The 19,874-nt window shown below is 66.5% G+C and carries 15 protein-coding genes and 1 other RNA gene; 5 read left to right on the top strand and 11 right to left on the bottom strand.

What is annotated here, in order from left to right:
• Positions 1 to 2: 2 nt before the first annotated feature.
• Positions 3 to 1,247, bottom strand: coding sequence for an RNA polymerase sigma factor (locus tag QW881_RS01850; RefSeq protein ID WP_315755070.1), 1,245 nt, complete (start codon positions 1,245 to 1,247; stop codon positions 3 to 5).
• A 33-nt stretch (positions 1,248 to 1,280) separates the two neighbouring features.
• Entirely contained in the window at positions 1,281 to 1,634 is a 354-nt protein-coding gene (locus tag QW881_RS01845) for a YciI family protein (RefSeq protein WP_315755069.1), read from the bottom strand.
• A 139-nt stretch (positions 1,635 to 1,773) separates the two neighbouring features.
• Between QW881_RS01845 and rnpB the strand changes: the two genes are divergently transcribed.
• Positions 1,774 to 2,214: RNase P RNA component class A (gene rnpB, locus QW881_RS01840), an RNA gene on the top strand.
• 48 nt (positions 2,215 to 2,262) lie between these two features.
• On the opposite strand, the gene QW881_RS01835 is transcribed toward rnpB, so the two are convergent.
• The 3 genes from QW881_RS01835 to QW881_RS01825 all read right to left on the bottom strand — a co-directional run bounded on the left by QW881_RS01835 (position 2,263) and on the right by QW881_RS01825 (position 7,474).
• Complete coding sequence (locus QW881_RS01835) at positions 2,263 to 4,080, bottom strand: ABC transporter ATP-binding protein (protein WP_315755068.1); 1,818 nt, start codon at positions 4,078 to 4,080, stop codon at positions 2,263 to 2,265.
• Between the two features lie 275 nt (positions 4,081 to 4,355).
• Positions 4,356 to 5,936: a DHA2 family efflux MFS transporter permease subunit gene (locus tag QW881_RS01830; RefSeq protein WP_315755066.1), complete on the bottom strand. Its 1,581-nt coding sequence runs from the start codon at positions 5,934 to 5,936 to the stop codon at positions 4,356 to 4,358.
• Between the two features lie 206 nt (positions 5,937 to 6,142).
• Positions 6,143 to 7,474, bottom strand: coding sequence for an HlyD family efflux transporter periplasmic adaptor subunit (locus tag QW881_RS01825; RefSeq protein ID WP_315755065.1), 1,332 nt, complete (start codon positions 7,472 to 7,474; stop codon positions 6,143 to 6,145).
• Between the two features lie 194 nt (positions 7,475 to 7,668).
• Here QW881_RS01825 and QW881_RS01820 point away from each other — a divergent pair, with 194 nt between their 5' ends.
• Positions 7,669 to 8,307: a TetR/AcrR family transcriptional regulator gene (locus QW881_RS01820; protein WP_315755063.1), complete on the top strand. Its 639-nt coding sequence runs from the start codon at positions 7,669 to 7,671 to the stop codon at positions 8,305 to 8,307.
• A 908-nt stretch (positions 8,308 to 9,215) separates the two neighbouring features.
• Here QW881_RS01820 and QW881_RS01815 read toward each other — a convergent pair.
• Together QW881_RS01815 and nikR are read right to left on the bottom strand one after the other, a co-directional pair.
• The gene (locus tag QW881_RS01815) at positions 9,216 to 9,515 is read right to left on the bottom strand and encodes a hypothetical protein (protein ID WP_315755061.1); all 300 of its coding nucleotides are present in this window, start codon (positions 9,513 to 9,515) and stop codon (positions 9,216 to 9,218) included.
• A 1,084-nt stretch (positions 9,516 to 10,599) separates the two neighbouring features.
• Positions 10,600 to 11,091 carry a nickel-responsive transcriptional regulator NikR gene (gene nikR / locus QW881_RS01810; RefSeq protein WP_315755059.1) on the bottom strand — a complete coding sequence of 164 codons (492 nt, stop codon included), beginning with the start codon at positions 11,089 to 11,091 and terminating at the stop codon, positions 10,600 to 10,602.
• Positions 11,092 to 11,289: 198 nt separating this feature from the next.
• On the opposite strand from nikR, the gene QW881_RS01805 reads away from it, so the two are divergent.
• Complete coding sequence (locus QW881_RS01805) at positions 11,290 to 13,632, top strand: TonB-dependent receptor (RefSeq protein WP_315755057.1); 2,343 nt, start codon at positions 11,290 to 11,292, stop codon at positions 13,630 to 13,632.
• A 347-nt stretch (positions 13,633 to 13,979) separates the two neighbouring features.
• On the top strand, positions 13,980 to 14,594 hold the full coding sequence (locus QW881_RS01800) for a class I SAM-dependent methyltransferase (RefSeq protein ID WP_315755055.1): 615 nt from the start codon (positions 13,980 to 13,982) through the stop codon (positions 14,592 to 14,594).
• On the opposite strand, the gene QW881_RS01795 is transcribed toward QW881_RS01800, so the two are convergent.
• Positions 14,595 to 14,861: a hypothetical protein gene (locus tag QW881_RS01795; protein WP_315755053.1), complete on the bottom strand. Its 267-nt coding sequence runs from the start codon at positions 14,859 to 14,861 to the stop codon at positions 14,595 to 14,597.
• 280 nt (positions 14,862 to 15,141) lie between these two features.
• Complete coding sequence (locus QW881_RS01790; protein ID WP_315755051.1) at positions 15,142 to 16,326, bottom strand: extensin family protein; 1,185 nt, start codon at positions 16,324 to 16,326, stop codon at positions 15,142 to 15,144.
• 489 nt (positions 16,327 to 16,815) lie between these two features.
• Here QW881_RS01790 and QW881_RS01785 point away from each other — a divergent pair, with 489 nt between their 5' ends.
• On the top strand, positions 16,816 to 17,562 hold the full coding sequence (locus QW881_RS01785; RefSeq protein ID WP_315755049.1) for a DUF2147 domain-containing protein: 747 nt from the start codon (positions 16,816 to 16,818) through the stop codon (positions 17,560 to 17,562).
• 78 nt (positions 17,563 to 17,640) lie between these two features.
• On the opposite strand, the gene QW881_RS01780 is transcribed toward QW881_RS01785, so the two are convergent.
• Both QW881_RS01780 and QW881_RS01775 read right to left on the bottom strand, forming a co-directional pair.
• The gene (locus tag QW881_RS01780; RefSeq protein WP_315755047.1) at positions 17,641 to 19,008 is read right to left on the bottom strand and encodes an ATP-binding protein; all 1,368 of its coding nucleotides are present in this window, start codon (positions 19,006 to 19,008) and stop codon (positions 17,641 to 17,643) included.
• Complete coding sequence (locus QW881_RS01775; protein WP_315736751.1) at positions 18,998 to 19,765, bottom strand: response regulator; 768 nt, start codon at positions 19,763 to 19,765, stop codon at positions 18,998 to 19,000. The genes QW881_RS01780 and QW881_RS01775 overlap by 11 nt, the downstream gene beginning before the upstream one ends.
• Between the last annotated feature and the right edge of the window lie 109 nt (positions 19,766 to 19,874).

Genomic DNA, 19,874 nt, shown 5'->3' with positions numbered 1-19,874 from the left:
CGTCAGGCCTCCACATCGAGCTCCCCCAGCCGGCGAGCATAGAGACGCCTGAGCGGCGCTAGCTGCGTGGCCCCGCTCGCCTCGCGGTAGGCAGCGCGTGCCTCGTCGCGCCGACCGAGCCGCCGCAGGAGGTCCGCCCGCACCGCCGGTAGAAGATCGTACTGCTTCAATCCGCCGCGCGCGGCCAGCGCATCGACCAGCGCCAGTGCCCGCGCCGGGCCATCGACCATCGATACGGCGGCTGCATGATTGAGCTCGATCACGGGCGATGGCGCGATCCGCAGCAGAACCTCGTAGAGCCCCACAATCTGCCGCCAATCCGTTTCAGCGTAGCTGGAGGCCTGAGCATGAAGCGCGGCAATCGCCGCCTGGACCGTATAGGGCTGCGGCAGCCCCTTCATGCCCAGGGCCTGTTCGACCAGCCCCAGCCCTTCGGCGATCTGCTCGCGATTCCACAGCGTGCGGTCCTGCTCCTCCAGCAGGACGATGTCGCCCGCCGCATTGGTACGGCCGGCGCGCCGCGCATCGTGCAGCAGCATCAACGCGAGCAGGCCGTTGATGTCGCGCGCCTCCGGCATCAAGCCAAGCAGCAGGCGACCCAGCCGGATCGCCTCACGCGCGAGATCCTCTCGAATCAGCTCGGTGCCTGAGGTCGCGAGATAGCCCTCCGTGAACACCAGATAGATCACGGTCAGGACGCCGCGCAGTCGCTCCTCGAGCGCGTCGCGTCCCGGCACCTCATAGGGAATGCCGGCGAGGCGGATCTTCTGCTTGGCGCGCACGAGGCGCTGCGCCATCGCCTCCTCACCGGCGACAAAGGCGCGGGCGACCTCGGCGGTGGTGAGGCCGCAGACCGTGCGCAGCGTCAGCGCCACCTGAACCTCCGTCGCGAACGACGGATGGCAGCAGGTGAAGATCAGCCGCAGCATGTCATCGTCGAGATCGGCCGGCGCGTCGGCGTCGTCGTTGGCGGCGTCACGCTCGATCGCATGAACGATCTCCGCCTCCTTGTCGCGAAAATTGCTCCGCCGCCGGATCCGGTCGATCGCCTTGTTGCGGGCGACGTTGACCAGCCACGCCCGCGGGTTGGCGGGGGCGTCGGACCCCCGCCATTTGAGCAGCGCCGCAGCAAACGCATCCTGCAGCACGTCCTCAGCCAGATCGAAGTCACCGACGAGCCGGATCAAGGTCGCGAGTGCGCGGCCGGCCTCATCACGGAACACCTTGTCGATCGCATCAAGCGTCATCGGTGACCTTCTCGGCAGCGAGCAGCACCGGTCTCAATGATTGTATTGCCAGACCGGCCGCACCTCGATCGAGCCGAGACGGGCGCCGGGAATCCGCGCGGCAATCCCGATCGCTTCGTCGAGATTCTTGGCCTCGATCATGTAGTAGCCGCCGAGCTGCTCGCGGGTCTCGGCGAACGGACCGTCGGTGGTGAGGATCTTCCCGTCGCGCACCCGCACGGTCGTCGACGTCGTGGTCGGCTGCAGCCGGTCGCCACCCTTGTAATTTCCGCTCGAGATGATCGATTGTGTGAACGTCTGGTACTCCGCCAGCATCTTGCCTTCGGCCTCCTTCTCGATCTTCGCGTATTCGGCCTCGTTCAGGTAGATCATCAACAGATACTGCATCGGACTTGCTCCTCTCTTCGGCTGGATCGCCGACATCCAGTCGAACGGCGTCGACGCGGAACGACACGCGAAGGATAATATTTTCCGCCGGCATGGCGATGGCTTGACGTGCTGGTCGAGAAGCCCCATTCAAGCTGCATCAGTCGGCCGGACGGCCGCTCCGGCAGGTGCCGAAAGGCCGCCGGGGAGGAAAGTCCGGGCTCCATCGACATGCGGTGCCGGATAACGTCCGGCGGGGGCGACCCCAGGGATAGTGCCACAGAGAACGAACCGCTTCCTCCCGCGAGGGAGGCAGTAAGGGTGAAAAGGTGCGGTAAGAGCGCACCGCGGGGCCGGCAACGGAACCGGCATGGTAAACCCCACCGGGAGCAAAACCGAATAGGGACGGCCACGCGGAGACAATCGCCAAGGCAGATGATGCCAAAGCGATGACGTCCGCGGGAGCGATGTCAGGCTCGCCGTCCGGGTAGGTTGCCCGAGGTCACGCGCAAGCGCGATCCCAGAGGAATGGCCGTCACGTATCGTCATGCGCAAGCTTGACGGTGCCCTACAGAACCCGGCTTACAGGCCGGCTGATATGTTCATGAGGGGCTCGGCGCCGACAGCGCCGGGCCCCTCACCATTTTGATCATCCGGCCGCCGAGAGCTGGCCGAACTCGGTGGCCTGGCGCTCGAACAGGCTGCGGTAGAGCCCGCCGGGTCTGCCGACCAGCGCGGCGTGGTTGCCCTGCTCGACGATGCGGCCGCGGTCGAACACCAGGATGCGGTCGAGGCTTCGCACGGTCGCCAGCCGATGCGCGATCACGATCGCGGTCCTGCCCTTCATCAGCCGCTCCATCGCCTCCTGGATCAGCGCCTCCGATTCCGAATCGAGGCTCGAGGTCGCCTCGTCCAGGATCAGCACGCGCGCGTCCGCCAGGAACGCCCGCGCCAGCGCCACCCGCTGCCGCTCGCCGCCCGACAGCTTGACGCCGCGCTCGCCCACCAGCGTGCCGTAGCCCTTGGCCAGCCGCGTGATGAACTCATGCGCGTTGGCGAGCCGCGCCGCCTGCTCGATCTCGGCCTGGCTGGCGCCGGGCCGGCCATAGGCGATGTTCTCGGCGAGCGAGCGGTGGAACAGGATCGGCTCCTGCTGCACGATCGCGATCTGGCTGCGCAGCGAGTCCTGCTTGGCGTGGGCGATGTCCTGGCCGTCGATCAGGATCCGCCCGCCGCTGACGTCGTAGAGCCGCTGCACCAGCTTGACGAAGGTCGTCTTGCCGGAGCCCGAGCGCCCGACAAGGCCGATCCGCTCGCCCGACCGGATGTCCACCGACAGCCTGTCGTAGAGGGAGTTGCGATGGCCGCCATAGTGGAACGTCACCGCATCGAACACGATGTGCCCGCCGGTCACCGCGATCGGCTTCGCGTCCGCCGCATCGACGATGCCGATCGGCTCGCCATGGATCGCCACCAGCTCGTCCATGTCGTTGACCGCCCGCTGCAGATTGTTGATGTGCATGCCGACGTCGCGCAGATAGGCATGGATCACGTAATAGCTGGTGAGCACATAAGTGACGTCGCCCGGCGAGGCCTTGTCCGCCATCCATAGCAGCACGGCGCCGCCGATCACCGACGAGCGCAGGCACAAGAGCACGCCGAGCTGCACCGCAGCCGTGGTGTTGTAGCGCAGCCAGGTGCGATTGACCCGCCGGGACCAGCGGCTGACGACGCGCATCAACCGGCCGTCCTCGCGCGCCTCGGCGCCGAACGACTTCACCACCGCGTTGCAACTCAACGCGTCGGCCAGCGTGCCGCCGACCTTGGTGTCCCAAGCGTTGGAGATCCGTGCGGCAGGGGCGATGTAGCGGGTCGAGAACGCGACGGTCATCGCGACATACAGCACCGCGCCGACGGCGATCACGCCGCCCAGCGCACCCCAGTGCAGGCCGAGCAGCACCATCGAGCCCAGCAGCACCGAGAGCGAGGGCAGCAGCGCCAGCAGGATGGTGTCGTTGTAGAGGTCGAGCGCCCACATGCCCCGGGTGATCTTGCGCACGGTCGAGCCGGCGAAGCTGTTGGCGTGCCAGTCGGTCGAGAAGCGCTGCACGCGCACGAAGGCGTCGCGCGCGACATCGGACATGATGCGGAGCGTGAACGGCACGATCAGCTGCAGGCCCGACAATCGCAGCACGATCGAGGCGAAGCCGAGGCCTACGATGGCGGCGAACGCCACCAGCGCGCTGTGCCGTGCATCGGCATTGCCTGGGCCCAGAGTGAGCGCATCGACCAGCCGGCCGGAGAACAGCGGCATGAACAGGTCGGCAGCGGTGGCGCCCAGCAGCGCGCACGCAATGCCGAGGGTCATGCGCGGCTGCTTCAGCCAGTGGCGGAACACGAACGGCATCACGACGCGGATGGCGGCGGGACGCTTGTCGGCCTTCAGGCCGGAGACGTCGACGGTCATGGCATCATCCGGCCGCGCTCGTCGCGCCAGGCCGGCTCCAAATGAGGCAGACGGACGCGGCAGGCGCGGTCTGCGGATAAGTAATCAGGCGTTGGGAAGTTAAGCGATGGTGCTCAAAGCGAGCGGCCGAACACCAAGACAGGCATCGAGCGGGTGCATGCGATCTGCAGATGCGATGAGGTCATGCAAATCTCCCCGGTTCGAGCGACAATTCCTGCTCCATACCATCGACGGTATGATTTGGCAACCCGCGGCACGCGCAGGAGCCGCTCACGTCAATGTGCGTCGCCGCCGCCCGCCATCGGCGAGCTCGGCTTCTTGAGCAGCATCACCATGAAGCTGAGCGCGATGTAGAAGCAGGTCAGCATGAAGAAGGCATCGCCATAGCCCATCACCACGGCCTGTCGGTGCACGATCTGCGAGAGCTGCTTCATCGCCATCAGCGCCGAGTCGCCCATGCCCTGCAGCTTCTGCTGCAGCATGTTGAGGGTCTCGACCGCGGTCGCATTGCCCCAGGTCACCCGCTCATGCAGGCGCGAGATGTGCAGATCAGTGCGATCGTTCAGCACCTGGTTGATCACGGCGAGTCCGACCGCGCCGCCGAGATTGCGCATCAGGTTGAACAGGCCCGAAGCGTTCTTGACGCGGTCCGGCGCCAGAGTGCCGAGCGCGATGTTGTTGGTCGGCACCATCGCGCACATCATGCCGACGCCACGCAGCACCTGCGGCACGAACAGCTCCCAGAAATCGTAGTCGCGGGTGATCCCGGTCATCTGGTAGGAGCCGATGGCGAAGATGACGAGGCCGAAGGCGATGATCAGGCGCATGTCGATCTTCACCAGCAACCGGCCGACCACGGGCGCCATCAGGAACATGGTCACGCCCGACACGAACATCGTCTCGCCGATCATCAGCGCGCTGTAGCCCCGCACCTCGGCGAGATAGCGCGGATAGATGTAGGTCAGGCCGTAGAGGCCGATGCCGATGCAGAACTGCAGCAGGCAGCCGACCGTGAAGTTGCGGTCGCCGAACGCATAGAGGTCGACGATCGGCTCGTCGACCGTCAGCACGCGCCAGAAGAAGCACACCGCCGAGACGGCGCAGACCGCGGCGAAGATCGCCACCGACGTGTCCTGCAGCCACTCATATTGCGGCCCTTCCTCCAGCACGTATTCGAGTGAGCCGAGGAATCCGGCCATGAACAGCAGGCCCCACCAGTCGAAGCGGTCGAGCAGCTCGAAATGCGGCTCGTCGAAATCGACCAAGGCGAGCACGCCGACCGTGATGAGGATGCCCGGCGGGATGTTGACGAAGAACAGCCAATGCCAGGACATCGCGTCGGTGATGTAGCCGCCGACCGTCGGGCCGACCGTCGGCGCAAGGGTGGCGACGAGCCCGATGATCGGGCCGACGACGTTGAACTTGGAGCGCGGGAACACCGTGTAGGCCGAGGCGAACACGGTCGGGATCATGCCGGCGCCGAGAAAGCCCTGGAGCGCGCGCCATACAATCATCTGCTCGATCGAGGACGCGAAGCCGCACAGGAAGCTGGAGATGGTGAATCCCGCGGCCGAGATCGCGAACAACAGCCGCGTGCCGAGCGCGCGCGACAGAAAGCCGGACAAGGGAATCGCGATCACCTCGGCAATCAGATAGGCGGTCTGCACCCAGGACACTTCGCTGGAGCTCGCCGACAGTCCGGCCTGGATCTCGCTGAGCGACGCCGACACGATCTGAATGTCCAGGATCGACATGAACATGCCGAACACCATGATCAGGAACGCGATCAGCCGCCGCGGCGCGATGCGATCGGCCGGCGCGCTCATGGTGGGATTGGCTGTGGTGGCGGTGGCCATGGTCTAACTAGTCCGCTGGAGTCGATGACCGCGCCGCGTCACAGGTGCGCTCCCCTCCCCCTTTGCGGGGAGGGGTCGGGGGGTGGGGGTCCCCAACGGCGGTCTCGCCCGGAGACCCCCCACCCCAACCCTCCCCCGCAAGGGGGGAGGGAGCTGACTTCCGATGACGCGACAGCGAATGCAATCGCGCCGGTTAGATCAACTTGCTACTTCCCCTGCACCGTCGCCGGCGCGTCGAGATCTCCGTCACTGTCGGCATCCTTGGCGCCGTCGGTGGTGTCCACGGTGACGTAGACCGACATGCCGGCGCGCAGCAGGTTCTGCCGCGCCACGTCCTTTGGCACGCGGATGCGCACCGGCAGGCGCTGCACGATCTTGGTGAAGTTGCCGGTCGCGTTGTCCGGTGGCAGCAGGGTGAACACCGAACCCGCGGCCGGCGAGATGCTGTCGACCACGCCCTTGAAGCCGCGCGCGCCGTAAGCATCGACCTTGATGGTCACCGGCTGGCCCGGACGGATACGCCTGAGCTGGGTTTCCTTGAAGTTGGCGTCGATGAACACGTCGTCGAGCGGCACGACATTGCCGAGCCGCTGGCCGACCGCGACGAAATCGCCGGTGTTGACGAGGCGGTTGGAGAAGGTGCCGTCGACCGGTGCGCGCACGGTGGCGAATTCGAGATCGCGCTCGGCCTTGGCGAGCGAGGTCTTGAGCTCGGCGAGCTGCGCCTGGGCCTCGACCTGCTGCGCCTTCGTCACCTCGACATTGTCGCGCGCGGCGTCGAACGCGGCGCGCGCGGCGCGCACCCCGGCCATGCCCTGATCGCGCGTGGCTTCCGACTGCTCGAAGGTCGCATGCGAGGCAAAACCCTTGCTGCTCAGCGCCTGCTGGCGCTCATAGTCGAGCCCGGCGCGCTTCATCGCGGCTTCGGATGAGGTGAGATTGGCCTGCGCCTGCTCGACGGCGCTCTGCTGCGCGGCGACTTGGCGGCCGATGCGCGCGATGGTCGCCTCCTGGGTGGCGATCTTGCTGCGCGCGGCGTCGACTGCGATCTTGTAGTCGCCGTCATCGATGCGGAAGATCACGTCGCCCTTGCGGACCACCGAATTGTCCCGCGGCACGATCTCCTGGATGTGCCCGGAGACGCGCGCGCCCAGCATGGTGTTGTTGGCGCGGACATAGGAATCGTCGGTCGAAACCATAAAGCGGCCGACCAGATAATAGTGCGTGGCATAACCGGCGGCGGCGAGCGCGAACAGCACGCCGATGCTGGCCAGCACGCGCTTGCGCTTGCCGGATTTCGGCGCGGCGGCGGACTCGGGTTGCGGCTTCGCGCCCGTGGGAGCGCCGGCCGGCGCCGGCCGTTCAAGCGGCGCCTCGGTGCTGACGTCGGCCTTCGGGTCAGCCGGCTTGGCATCAACCGGCTTGCGCTGTGCCGCGTCGCTGGCCTGCGGCCGGACCGGCTCAGACCTCGTCTGTTCCAGCGTTTCCTCAGCGTCCGGACGGCGCGCCCGCACAGCCTGATCTCTCGCAGCGGCCATCAGAGACTCCCACCCATGACAGCGGGGCCGCTCAGGCCCCGAAAATCGAAAATCCCGACCGAACCGTTCGGTCAATCCACATCTACCATTGACCGAACCGTTCGGTCAATCTATATCTTCGCTACCGCAACATATCCGCGCAGATGCTTTTGTGACGTTGGCACCGGCCAAATCTTCGGGAACAGCCTAAACCAATGATTGAGCCGTACCAAAACACCACCCAGGCGACGACGGACGACGATTCCTCGAAGCGTCGGCAAATCCTCGAGGGCGCCCGCAAGGTGTTCATGGACATGGGCTTCGACGGCGCCAGCATGGGCGAGATCGCGCGCGTCGCCGGCGTCTCCAAGGGCACGCTGTACGTCTACTTCGCCGACAAATTCCGCCTGTTCGAGGCGATCGTCGCAGAGGAGAGCGTGCATCGGGGCGCCTCGAATTTCAGCTTCGACCCGGATCGCGATGCCGCGACCGTGCTCAGCGAGTTCGGCAAGGCCTGGATCGCGGTGGTCTGCCGGCCGGGCGGCGGATCGGCGATCCGTACCGTAATGGCGATCGCCGAGCGCATGCCGGACGTCGGCCGCCGCTACTACGAGTGCGTGCTCAACGGCACGATCAGCCGGCTCGCCGCCTATCTGCAGGCCCGTGTCGACGCCGGCGAGCTCGCCATCGACGACTGCCATCTGGCGGCCTCGCAATTCCAGCAGATGTGCCAGGCCACGCTGTTCCTGCCCTTCATCTTCCAGGCCGAGCCGGCCCCCTCGCCCGACCGCGTTCACAAGGTCATCGCCAGCGCCGTAGGCATGTTCCTCGCCCACTATGGCGTCAAGAACTGAGGACGGGCCGCGGATGGCGGCATCTGCGGCTCTGTTCTCACCAGCATCGGGCATGCGCTTTCCTTCTCGCGACGGATGACGTCCGAGCTTGGCGTCCGGATCACCCTCGAATCGATCGGAGGGTGCAGGGAAGGCCGGGCGCTGGCCGCGCCCGTGGCGCGCCTGCTCAAAAAAATGCAGGCGGCAGGTACCACAGGTTCAGCCGAGATCACCCGGCCCTCCCTGCGCGATGGGCTTACGACTTATACGTAGTCTCCCCGGTGTCCGGGCTTGTAGCCACCGTCATCAGCGCGATGCGCTGGGCATCGTCGCCAACTTGGCGCCAGCATCGGGGCGCCAGGACCATACGACTTCATCGTCCTGCCGGTCGCGTTCGTCCGCTCGCGATTTCAGCGCGCTGCGCGCCGACAGGCCACCGCTCCCCGCCTCCAACGCTCGTGACGACCGCGAAACGTCCCTCTTCGATCGAGGCGGGATGGCGGTAGACAACCATGAAATTCGGAAAAATGGAAGATCAAAATTTTTGCGCGAGGGACTGGACAGGGCAAATCAGTTTGATGGGACTGACAAATTTAGTTTTTGCGCGCACATGGTCTTTAAGGCGCGCGACCGCAGCAGCCGGCGTCATCGCGAGCGAAGCGACGCGATCCAGGGGCCGCACCAACAGTCTGGATTGCTTCCGCCTACGCCCGATCGGCTTCGGCGGACACGTCGGCGCAAGGGCGCCTTGCAATGACGTGGACGATGCAAGGCGCGCAGGGTGGACAAACGGCGCCTTGCTCCGCTGCAGCCGCGGGTGACGATGCAACGGCGCTGCCCACCCTTCCAAAACCGATGCACCTGCCTGAACTGGACAGCCGGCCGGAGCCTAAAGTCCGAGAAGGGCCAGATCCGGACTTTTGCGCCGATCATGGGCTTTCTGTCATTCGCCAATCAGCCGTGGCCAATTCGGCCGATGTTGAACTGCGCCGCTCCTCCCCCGCAGCGTAGCGCGGCAGATCGGAGATTGCCCCTTCGAAAGCTGCCCTGATTTCGCTTTGGCCGAAGTTCCTGTCCCAAAGCTCAGTCATAAAGCAGTTGATGATGAAATCTAACGGCGCGGTCACGTTGTGAGGCTTTCCGGCGACCAACTTTGCGCACTGCAGACCGAACTGATAGGCGGCATCGGTGCACTGACCTTCCCAAGGTACTTCATGCCGTTCAGTCATAGTCCTTCGTCCTCCGAACGCGCGACTCGTAACTCATGCCCTCTCGAGTTGGTAGTGGCAAGGTCTGCAACGGGCCAATTGCTGAGACTGTTGACTAAGCCGCTGCTTAACGAGAACTGTCGTCGCCAACAACGTCTCGCTGCTGGTCCAAAATGCGCCTCAGCTCCGACGAGGGTCGACGAATTGCTCGCTTGGCACGTCGGCCAATCGATCTGCTGTGTCGGAAAAACGCATAACCAGCGAGCAGAATTGCAGTGACGCCAGAAATCACGTGACCAGCCGCTAGAGTCGCAAAGCAGAGCGGCCCACCGACGCAGATCACACCGGTCCATAGTAGACAGAATCCAAGGTAAGTCTTGCCTGTCGGGATGCCGCTGCTCATGGTCACAACCGTAGCGCCTTTATCATCTCTCGGCCCGGCAAAATCGTCCGCGCCGCATCCGCACGTGGCCGATGGTGAATCTAGGATTGACGCTATCTGCCATTGTCCCGGTCGGACCAGGCGCTAGGTGTTTCGCCGACGGCATCCGCAGGCGCATGACGGGGCGCTGGCCCGCCGGCTCTGGGAGCGCTCGGAGCAGTTGCTCGACGCAGCCCCGACGATGTCACGCGCAGCCGTGCGGGCCATCTGATGGGTGTCGGAAACATCAGTCGTAGGGTGGGCAAAGTAGCCGCCTGCAGGTCGGTCGCGTGCCCACCATCGCTCCGCGCACGAGAAAGCGGAATGGTGGGCACCGCGCGCGACGCATCACGTATGATCAGCGGCATCGGGGCGCGCCTTTGCCCACCCTACCCTGTCGCCAACACAAGCGAAGCAATCAGGGGCGCGGGAAGAGTCTGGATTGCTTCGGCGCAAGAGCGCCTCGCATTGACAGAGAGTGGGCAGGCTCCGCGCCAAAACCTCAACTGTCGTCGCCCGGCTCGACCGGGCGATCCAGTATTCCGCGGCGGCTGTGATGACACGCGACGTCACGGCGTACTGGATGCCCGCCGGAGCCTGCCCTCGGGCTCGCCAAAGGCGAGACCCGGGGGCGGGCATGACATTGGAGGATTTGGCCGGCAGCGTGCCAAATCTCTTTCTGCTCTACTTCTTCCCGCTCTTGGTCGTGTGGGAATGCGAATGGCTGTGACTATGGGCGTGGCTATGCGAATGCGCGTGCCCGTGGTCATGCGCCGGATCGACCGGCATCATCGCGACGTGGCCGTGGCGGACGCCGCGTTCGGCGATGACGTGGTCGGCGAACGCCTTGACCTCGCGGCGCTCGCCCTTGAGCACTGTGACCTCGAGGCAGCTCTCCTGGTCGATGTGGACGTGCAGGGTCGCCTGGGCGAGGCCGGAATGGTCGTGCGCCTCCTGGGTGAGTCGCTTCGGCAGTTCGCGCGCGGCATGGTCGTAGACGTAGCTGAGCGTCGCGATGCAGTGGCGGCTGTCGCCGGCCGCCCCGTCAGCCGTCTCTAAGCCGCTGCGCAGCAGATCGCGAAACGCCTCCGAGCGGTTGTCGTAGCCGCGCCGGGCCATGAAGGCGTCGACCTCGGCGAGCAGATCGTCGTCGATCGTGATCGTCAGGCGCTGCATGTCCCGTCTCCCTGAGCTGCGCGGCAAGCGCCTATCCACCGCATGAGTATGATGTATTCACGTTGACATCATACCGGTGTCACCTTAGCGTTCTTTAACATTCGACAGTAGGGCGATCCAAGCGAGCATGTCGCGGGCCAACGAAGGCGCGCGGCAGTTGACGATGCATGCCCTGTGGCGAGCTCTAGGGGCGTGACGATGCGGTGGCGTGGGGCGAGTGTTTGCGTGCTGATGGCGGCATTGGCGCAGCAGGCAAACGCCCATCCGGAACGGGCCCCTGCCGAGTTGCCGACGGTCGACGTGGATGCCCCCCGACGCACGGCCAAGCCGAAGCCGCAGGTCCGGCGCGCGGCGCAGCGGCCGAAGCCGGGCGCGGCCGGTGCGGCTGCGCATATGATGCCGGCCGCCACAGCGGCGGCTGCACCGTCCGGCGCGCCCAATGTCGGCTCCGGCCCCGCGCGGCCGCAGGGTATGGCGAGCGAGGTCGTGATATCCGGCGAGGAGATCAACGCCCGCCCGGCCACGCGGCCCGGCGAAGTGCTCGAAGCAGTGCCCGGCCTGATCGTCACGCAGCATTCCGGTGAAGGCAAAGCCAACCAGTATTTTCTGCGGGGCTATAATCTCGACCACGGCACCGACCTCGCGCTCCATGTCGACGACGTGCCGGTCAACATGCGCACCCATGCCCACGGCCAGGGCTATGCCGATCTCAACTGGCTGATGCCGGAGACGATCGGCCGTGTCGACGTGCGCAAGGGGCCCTACTTCGCCGACGAAGGCGACTTCGCCTCGGTCGGCAGCGTCCATATCGGCCTGGTCGACAGCGTGCCGAAGGCGATCGCGCAGATGACGGCGGGCAGCTTCGGCTATCGCCGCTTCTTCGGCATGGACTCGGTGCATGTCGGCGACGGCCATCTGCTGATCGCCGGCGAGGCAGGCCGCTACGACGGACCGTGGACCACGCCCGATGATGCCAAGAAGCTGAACGGCCTGATGCGGTATTCGCAGGGCACCGCGACCGACGGCTTCTCGATCACCGGCATGGCCTATGCGAACCGCTGGACCTCGACCGACCAGGTGCCGGAGCGCGCCATCACCTCCGGCCTGCTCGGCCGCTATGATGCGATCGATCCGACCGACGGCGGCAAGACCAACCGCTTCGCGCTGTCCGGCCGCATCGCCGGGTCAGACGAGGCCGGCTCTTGGAAGGCCAACGCCTATGTGGTGAAGAGCCAGCTCGATCTCTACAACAACTTCACCTATGCGCTCAGCAACCCCACCTATGGCGACCAGTTCCACCAGCACGACGATCGGCTGATGCTCGGCGCCAACGCATCGCGCACCTTGAACGGCAGCTTTGCCGGCTGGCCAATGGAGACGACCGTCGGCATCCAGACGCGCTACGACGACATCGCGCTGGCGCTGACCAACACGCGTCAGCGGGTGCTGCTCTCCGACATCGATGCCAACAGCACCGGCGTCGTTCGCGCCGACAAGGTCGGCGAAGGCAGCGTCGGGCTCTATGTCGAAAACACCGTGCGCTGGACCGACTGGCTGCGCACCACGGTCGGCTATCGCGGCGACTATTATCAGACCCACGTGTATTCGCTGACCAACGGCAACAACACCGGCGATGCCGCAGCCAGCCTCGGCAGCCCGAAATTCCGCATGGTGATCGGGCCGTTCGACAAGACCGAATTCTTCCTTGGCGCCGGCTATGGCATGCACAGCAACGACGCCCGCGGCGCGACTACCACGGACGATCCGAATGCGCCGGGCAACCGGATCGAGTCGTCGCCGCTGCTGGTGCGGACCAAGGGCGCCGAGGTCGGCGTGCGCACGCGCATCATTCCGGGACTCGACTCGTCGCTGAGCGTGTTCATGCTCGACCAGGATTCCGAGATCCTGTTCTCCGGCGATGCCGGCAACACCGAGGCGAGCCGGCCGAGCCGGCGCTATGGCTTCGAGCTGACCAACCATTACCGCCCGGCGTCGTGGATCGACATCGATGCTGATCTGGCGATGACGCATGCGCGTTTCGTCGGCGCCGACGCCGACCAGGCCGATGCCTATAATCAGCTCGTCGCGGCCGGCGCGCCCGCCGAGGTGTTGCGCGGCAATGCGCCGGGCAACTACATCCCCAACGCGCCGTCGATGATCGCCTCGGCCGGCATCACGCTCGGCGAGAAGACCGGCTGGTTCGGCGGCCTGCGCTGGCGCTATCTCGGATCGACGCCACTGACCGAGGACAACTACTTCCGCTCGACCGCGACCAGCGTGTTCAACGGCCGCATCGGCTTCCGCGACGCCAATGGCTGGCGCATCCAGCTCGACGTGCTGAACCTGCTCAACACCAAGGCCAGCCAGATCTCCTACGGTTACGGCTCGCTGCTGCCGACCGACCAGCTCTACAAGGACTGCTACGTGTCGCCGCCCGCGACGCCGGTTCCGGCGCAGGTCTGCCAGACCGGCGTGATGGACCGCGTGCTGCACCCGATCGAGCCGCTGACGTTCCGGGTGACGGTGGCGGGGACGTTTTGAGGACTTGATCGTCGTAGCGGCATGACCGTTCCGGCAGCTCGTTCAACGCACGCTATCGCCGCGCAGGCGGTGCGCTCCCCTCCCCTTGCGGGGAGGGGTTGGGGGTTGGTATTCACGGGTCCCGCCGTTGATGAGAGCCAGCGCGCCGACAGGCACGACGCTTCGTTGCGTATCGCGTTACGCACCCCATGAGTTCTCGACAGATGGTGGGGATCTCACCTCGTTCAGCGCGTGGGGACCCCCACCCCCGCCCCCTCCCCGCAAGGGGGAGGGGAGCTCACCACCACCTGGGTAAGAGTTCGAGCCGTCGCGTGCTATAATGTGTGCCTCTCCTCGGGACCGAAACCATGTCCGACCGCACCACCCATTGGCAGAGCGTCTACACCACCAAGGCCGAGACCGAGGTCAGCTGGTACCAGGACGATCCGGCGACCTCGCTGCGGCTGATCCGCGAGGCCGGCGCGACGCCGACATCGCGGATCATCGATATCGGCGGCGGCGCCTCGCGGCTGGTCGATGCGCTGCTCGCGGCCGGCTACAGCGCGCTCGCCGTGCTCGACATCTCCGATGCGGCACTGGCGACGGCCCGCCGCAGGCTCGGCGCGGCGGCAGCCGGGGTCACGTGGATCGCCTCCGACGTCACCATCTGGACGCCGGACGCGCGCTACGACGTCTGGCACGACCGGGCCGCCTTCCATTTCCTCACCGCGCCGGAGGACCGGGCCGCCTACGTCGACCGCCTGCGCGCGGCGGTGGTGCCCGGCGGGGCCGTCATCATCGGCACGTTCGCGCCCGATGGTCCGGAGAGGTGCAGCGGACTGCCGGTCGTCCGCTACGACGCCCACAGCCTGGCCGCAACGCTGGGTCCTGCTTTCACGCTGGAGGACAGTTGCACCGAGGCGCATCGCACGCCATGGGACTCGACGCAGCAGTTCCAGTTCTGCCGCTTCCGCGCCGGTTAGTCAGCAGCACAGAGGCGGGCCATCCGACACTTCGAGAACCTCGATGTCGGTATCCTCTCTGCGCGCGGCATCGTCCGCTCCGCCAGCGGAGGTCTCACTCTGCGGCGGCGTGCGCCAGGGAATCGGCTTCGGCGGCATCCGCTCCAGGCGCTGCGCGTCGGCGACGGCGCGGCGGGCGATCTTCAGCGAACGGCAGACCAGCACGGCCTGCTCGGCGGTGCCGACCTCGAAGCCCGCCCCAATCGCCTTGATGCGATACGATACCATCTCCGCCTCTCCCAATCCGGCAGCAACCAGAACCCCGCGCGCCTTGTTCCTGGCGACTGTGGCAGGTCTAGTGTCGGCCAATGGCGGACGGCAAAACTGGTCAACGGACTCCTAATGCTCAGCGCGTGACATCGGCGTTTCCGTTTCGCGGCGGGACAGAGTGCCTTCACGCGCGGCTGACGGCGGGAGAAATCCACAGCCGCGCACAGGCGCGAGCGAATGGCGACCAGGCGATCGTCCCGATCCCGATTCGCTGCTCGCTATTCCCTATTTGCTCCTCTCAATAGTCCCGGAATTCGTCTTCCTCGTTGATCAGCTGGCCGATGCTGCGCGGCTGCTTGCGCGAGGGGATCGAGCTGGTCACGTCGGGTTCGCGCTGGCCATAGCCATAACGCCGCTGCTGCGCGCGCGCCGCCACCGCCTCGCCGGATTGCGCGGCCGGCTGGCAGATCAGGCGGCGGCTGGCGCGGCGCATCAGGTCCACATGGATGTGATCGTAGTGATAGACGTTGGAGCCCGGCGCCAGCACCGTGGTGAACTGCTGGCAGGCGCCCCCCTGGATGTCGCGCAGAAAGCCCTGCTCCTCCGGCAGGCCGATCCAGCCATCCTTGACGCTGATGCGACGGCCGTCGGCGAGCGTGAAGGCGGCAATGTCGAGCGCGTTGCCGAAGGCATGCTCGGAAATGTGCGCGCTCGGATTGCCGTTCATGCCGCGGCAGGAATAGGCCGAGATCTGCTTGATCTCGACGACCTTGGTGCCGAACCAGCGCTGGGCCGCCGGCTGCACCGATTCCGCAAGCCAGCGGTCCAGCGCCGAGACGATCGGACAGGCGAGCGTCGCGGTCGGCTTCACCGCCACCGGGCCGACGGTGCCGACCGGATCGCGCGACGGTCCGAGCCGCGGCGGCGGTTCCTGCGGCGGATCGACGGTGCGAGCGGCCGGCTGACCGCGATAGGGCGAATAGGCCGCGTCGGCCGGCTGATCGACGTCGTCCTCGCCGACCGGCGGCTCGAGCTGCAGTGGCGCGCCGGGAGGAGCGCCATAGGACGGCGATGCCGAATTCGGATAGGCCGCGCTCGACGCGGGATAGGCCGGCTGCGGCGCGGCCTGCGGCTGATAGGTCGCGGGCGGGGCGTAGCGTTGCGGCGGCTGGTTGATCGGCCAGCGCGGCTGGCCGCCGATCGCGGCCGGTGGACGCAGGCTTTCATCGGCGAAGCCATAGCTCGTGGTCGCTTCGCCGAGCGCTGCCACCTTCAGCGGATAGTCGGCGCCGCACATGCCGGGGCCGGAGATCGGATTGATGCGGACGATATCCGCGCTCTCCTTCACCGCGCCCGATTTCAGGCAGGCGATCTCGGCCTCGGCCCGCCACGGCTCGCGCTCCTGGAAGAATCCACGGCCGCAACCCGCAAGCGAGACAAGGACGATGGAGCCGACGAGATACAAACGAACTCCGCGCGTCATATGCAGAGGTTTGCGGCAATTTGCTTAAGGACCTGTCAATGCCGTCCATTTACGGCGTGCAAACCATCGTGACGTGAAAGGCAGTCCATTTGCGGGGAAGCGACAACCGCGCTGTCTTTTTTGCCGATGCCGATCGGATATGTGTGGCGCGCGCTCCGCGGAACGCCTGCGTCAGGAGCGACGCGCACGAGAGATACGAAAACGGGAGCCGTCCCATGAGCCCTGCCGATCGGCTGAGCATGGTGGTCACGTGTATCGTGTTTGCATTCGTCGGCGCCATCGTCGTCGGGATGATCTGATCGCTGAGATCCGACCTCGATCAATCGACGGGCGGCTGTCGGCCGGCGGCGTGCCATCGCCCACCTTCCCGCGCGGAGTTGTCGTCGTCAGACACGCATCCGTCGGCTGTGATCTCTGTCACAGATCGCGCCGGCGCCCGCGTTTAACAGGTCCCTCAGGTTCACGACGCCGTCCCGAGGGAGCTCATCCATGAAGACCGTCTTTCTGGCCGCAGCGGCCGTTCTGATCGCGAGCAGCGCCGCGCAGGCCGGCAGCTCGATCGCGTTCAATTTCGACGGACACAAGATCCGCGTCACCGTGCCGCGCAACTGCCAGTCGCTGTCCTGCCTGCAGGTGTCCGGCATCGACCTCAGCGGGCTGACATCGTCCAAGCTCGACGATGATGCGCCGGCGAGCAGCGCGCCTGCGGCCAGCGCTCCGGCCCCCGCCGTCGCGGCGCCCGCTGCGCCGGTCGTGAATGCGCCAGCGCCCGTCGCCGCCGCGCCAGCCCCCGCAGCGCCCGCTTCCGCCGCGCCATCCACGACGGGGCAGATGCCGGTGCCGCCGGCACCGGTCGCGGCGACCGCGCCTGCTCCCCAACCTGCTCCGGCACCCGCGTCGGTCACCGTCGCCGCGGCGCCTGCCGCGGTTCAGCCGGCGCCGGCAGCCGATCCGAACTCGCCGCTCGGCCTTTGGGCCACCGAAGGCGGCAAGGGCAACGTCGTGATCGAGCCGTGCGGCGCCAACATCTGCGGCTTTGCCGAGAAGACGCGCGAGAAGATCCTGATCAACATGAAGCCGAAGGACAGCAAATGGGTCGGCCGGATCCATGATCCGGACGGCGGCGGCAATTACGACTCCACCGTGGTGCTCAAGAATCCGAACACGCTGCGGGTCCAGGGCTGCGCCTTTGGCGGCCTGTTCTGCGGCGGCCAGACCTGGAAGCGCGTGAGCTGATCGCCGTCCCTCGACATCGGCAAACGCAAAGGCCCCGCCGGGATCAGCACCGGCGGGGTTTCCTTCTCGTGGCGTCTGCTACGCCACCTTGGCGGGGATCGCCGAGGGCATCGCGATGCGCAGCGGCAGCGACAGCCGCACCCGCAGACCGCGCGGGGCATTGGGCATCAGCGCGATGCCGCCGTCATGCTTCTTCATGATCTCCTGCGCGATCGACAGGCCGAGGCCGAAGCCGCCGGCGGAGCGGGCCTGGTCGAGCTTGACGAACGGCTCCAGCGCGCGCGCCTGCAGCGCCTGAGGGATGCCCGGGCCGTCATCGGCGACCTCGATCGCGATCATGCCGTCGGCCAGGGTCGACAGGCTGACCACGACCTGGCTGCCATGCTTGACCGCGTTCTCGACCACGTTGGTGACGGCGCGCGACAGCGCCCGCGCCCGGCCCTCGCAGACCAGCCGCGACGGTCCATCGAAGCTGACGGCGTGGCCGACATCGGCGAAGTCGCAGCAGATCGTCTCCAAGAGGCTCGACAGCTCGATCCGCGCCGGCTGCTCGGCCTTGGTGTCGTCACGCAGATAGTCCAGCGTCTCGTCGAGCATGCGGCTGACCTGGTCGATGTCGCGCAGCATCGCGCTGCGCATCTCGCCCTGAGCGATGCGCTCCGAGCGCAGCCGCAGCCGCGTCAGCGGCGTGCGCAGATCGTGGCTGATCGCGGCCAGCATGCGCGTGCGGTCGTCGAGCAGCGCGCGGATGCGCGCCTGCATCTCGTTCAGCGCCTCGGCGACCTGGGCGATCTCCCGGGGCCCGCGCCGGCTCAGCGGCTCCTGCGCTCCCGGCGAGCGGCCGAACGCCGCCGCCGCGCGCGCCATCTCCGACAGCGGCCGGATGATCGCCCGCGCCGCGTAGATCGACAGCAGCACGCCCAGGATCAGGATGAGGAAGAGGAACACCGCCGTCGGCTTCAGCACCATCGACCAGAATTCGAGGCGTGGCACGTCGTCGAACACCAGCGCACGCTCGCCGTCGACCTGGACGATGATCTGGGTCGGCGGCGACGCGCCATAGCCGACGCCGTGGAGCAAGGTGATGTCACGCAGCACGCTGAGCTGACGGCGGGCCAGCCGCGAGGTCCATGGCACGTCCCTGACCGGCTTGGCGAGCAGCGAGAGCGAGGTCAGCGGCACCAGCTCGACCTGGATGCCGGAGCTGCGCAGGCTCGACAGGCTGCTGTCGACGGCCACGGGGTCGTTCGCGGCGCGGACGAAGTGCACCGCCTCGGCCACGCGCGCGATGCCGTAGGCCGGCGATTCCTGCTCGTCGGGCGGATCGAGGAACAGCAGCGCCGCCGCGATCATCAGGACCATGCCGAACAGCACCGACAGCGACGCCAAGGTCACGATCTGCGTGGTGAGGCCGAGGCGCGGGCACGGCTTGCTATCAGGCGTCATCGATGGTCTCGACTCTTGGCGTGAAGACGTAGCCGCCGAGGCGCACCGTCTTGATCAGGGTCCAGCTCCTGGCGCCGGGCTCGATCTTCTGGCGGATGCGGCTGATGTGAACGTCGATGCTGCGCTCGACCGGCCCGGCCTGCCCGCCATGCGCCAGCTCGATCAGTTGCTCGCGCGACAGCACCCGGCCGGCGTTGCGGCAGAACGCCAGGAGAATGTCGAACTCGGCGCTCGTCAGCGTGATCTTGACGCGGTCGGGATCGAACAGCGTGCGCGTCGCCGGCTCGATGCGCCAGCCGTCGAAAGTCATCGGTGCCTGCCGCGCCGCGATCACGGCGGGATGCAATTGCGAGCGGCGCAGCAGCGCGCGGATCCGCGCCACCAGCTCGCGCGGATTGAACGGCTTGACGACATAGTCGTCGGCGCCGAGCTCGAGACCTAGGATGCGGTCGATGTCCTCGCCCTTCGCCGTCACCATGATGATCGGCACGGTCGAGATCTGGCGAAGGCGGCGGCAGATGCTCATGCCGTCGTCGTCCGGCAGCATCACGTCGAGCATGATGAGGTCGACCTGCTCGCGCTGCAGGAGGTCGTTCATCGCGGCCGCGGAGGACACGAAGCGCGGCGCGAAGCCGTGCTCCTGCAACAGCTCGGTGAGCAGCGCCGCAATCTCCCGGTCATCTTCGACGCAGAGAATGCGCGCGGCTGCCGGTATGTTTGCGTCTGCGGCCACGGCGGTATTGTGTGACGACATCATGCGCGGAACATGGTCGATTTGAGTCCAAAAGAACAGCCCGAAGCGAGGTCCGATCGTGGCGAAAGTAAGCTGTATTGTTAAGGCGGAAACATTTCTTCATGCGACTTAA

The organism is Bradyrhizobium sp. SZCCHNS3016, assembly GCF_032484535.1.
GTDB lineage: Bacteria > Pseudomonadota > Alphaproteobacteria > Rhizobiales > Xanthobacteraceae > Bradyrhizobium.
Note: the sequence above shows the minus strand (reverse complement) of the source record. Positions and strands in the feature narration are given on the sequence as shown.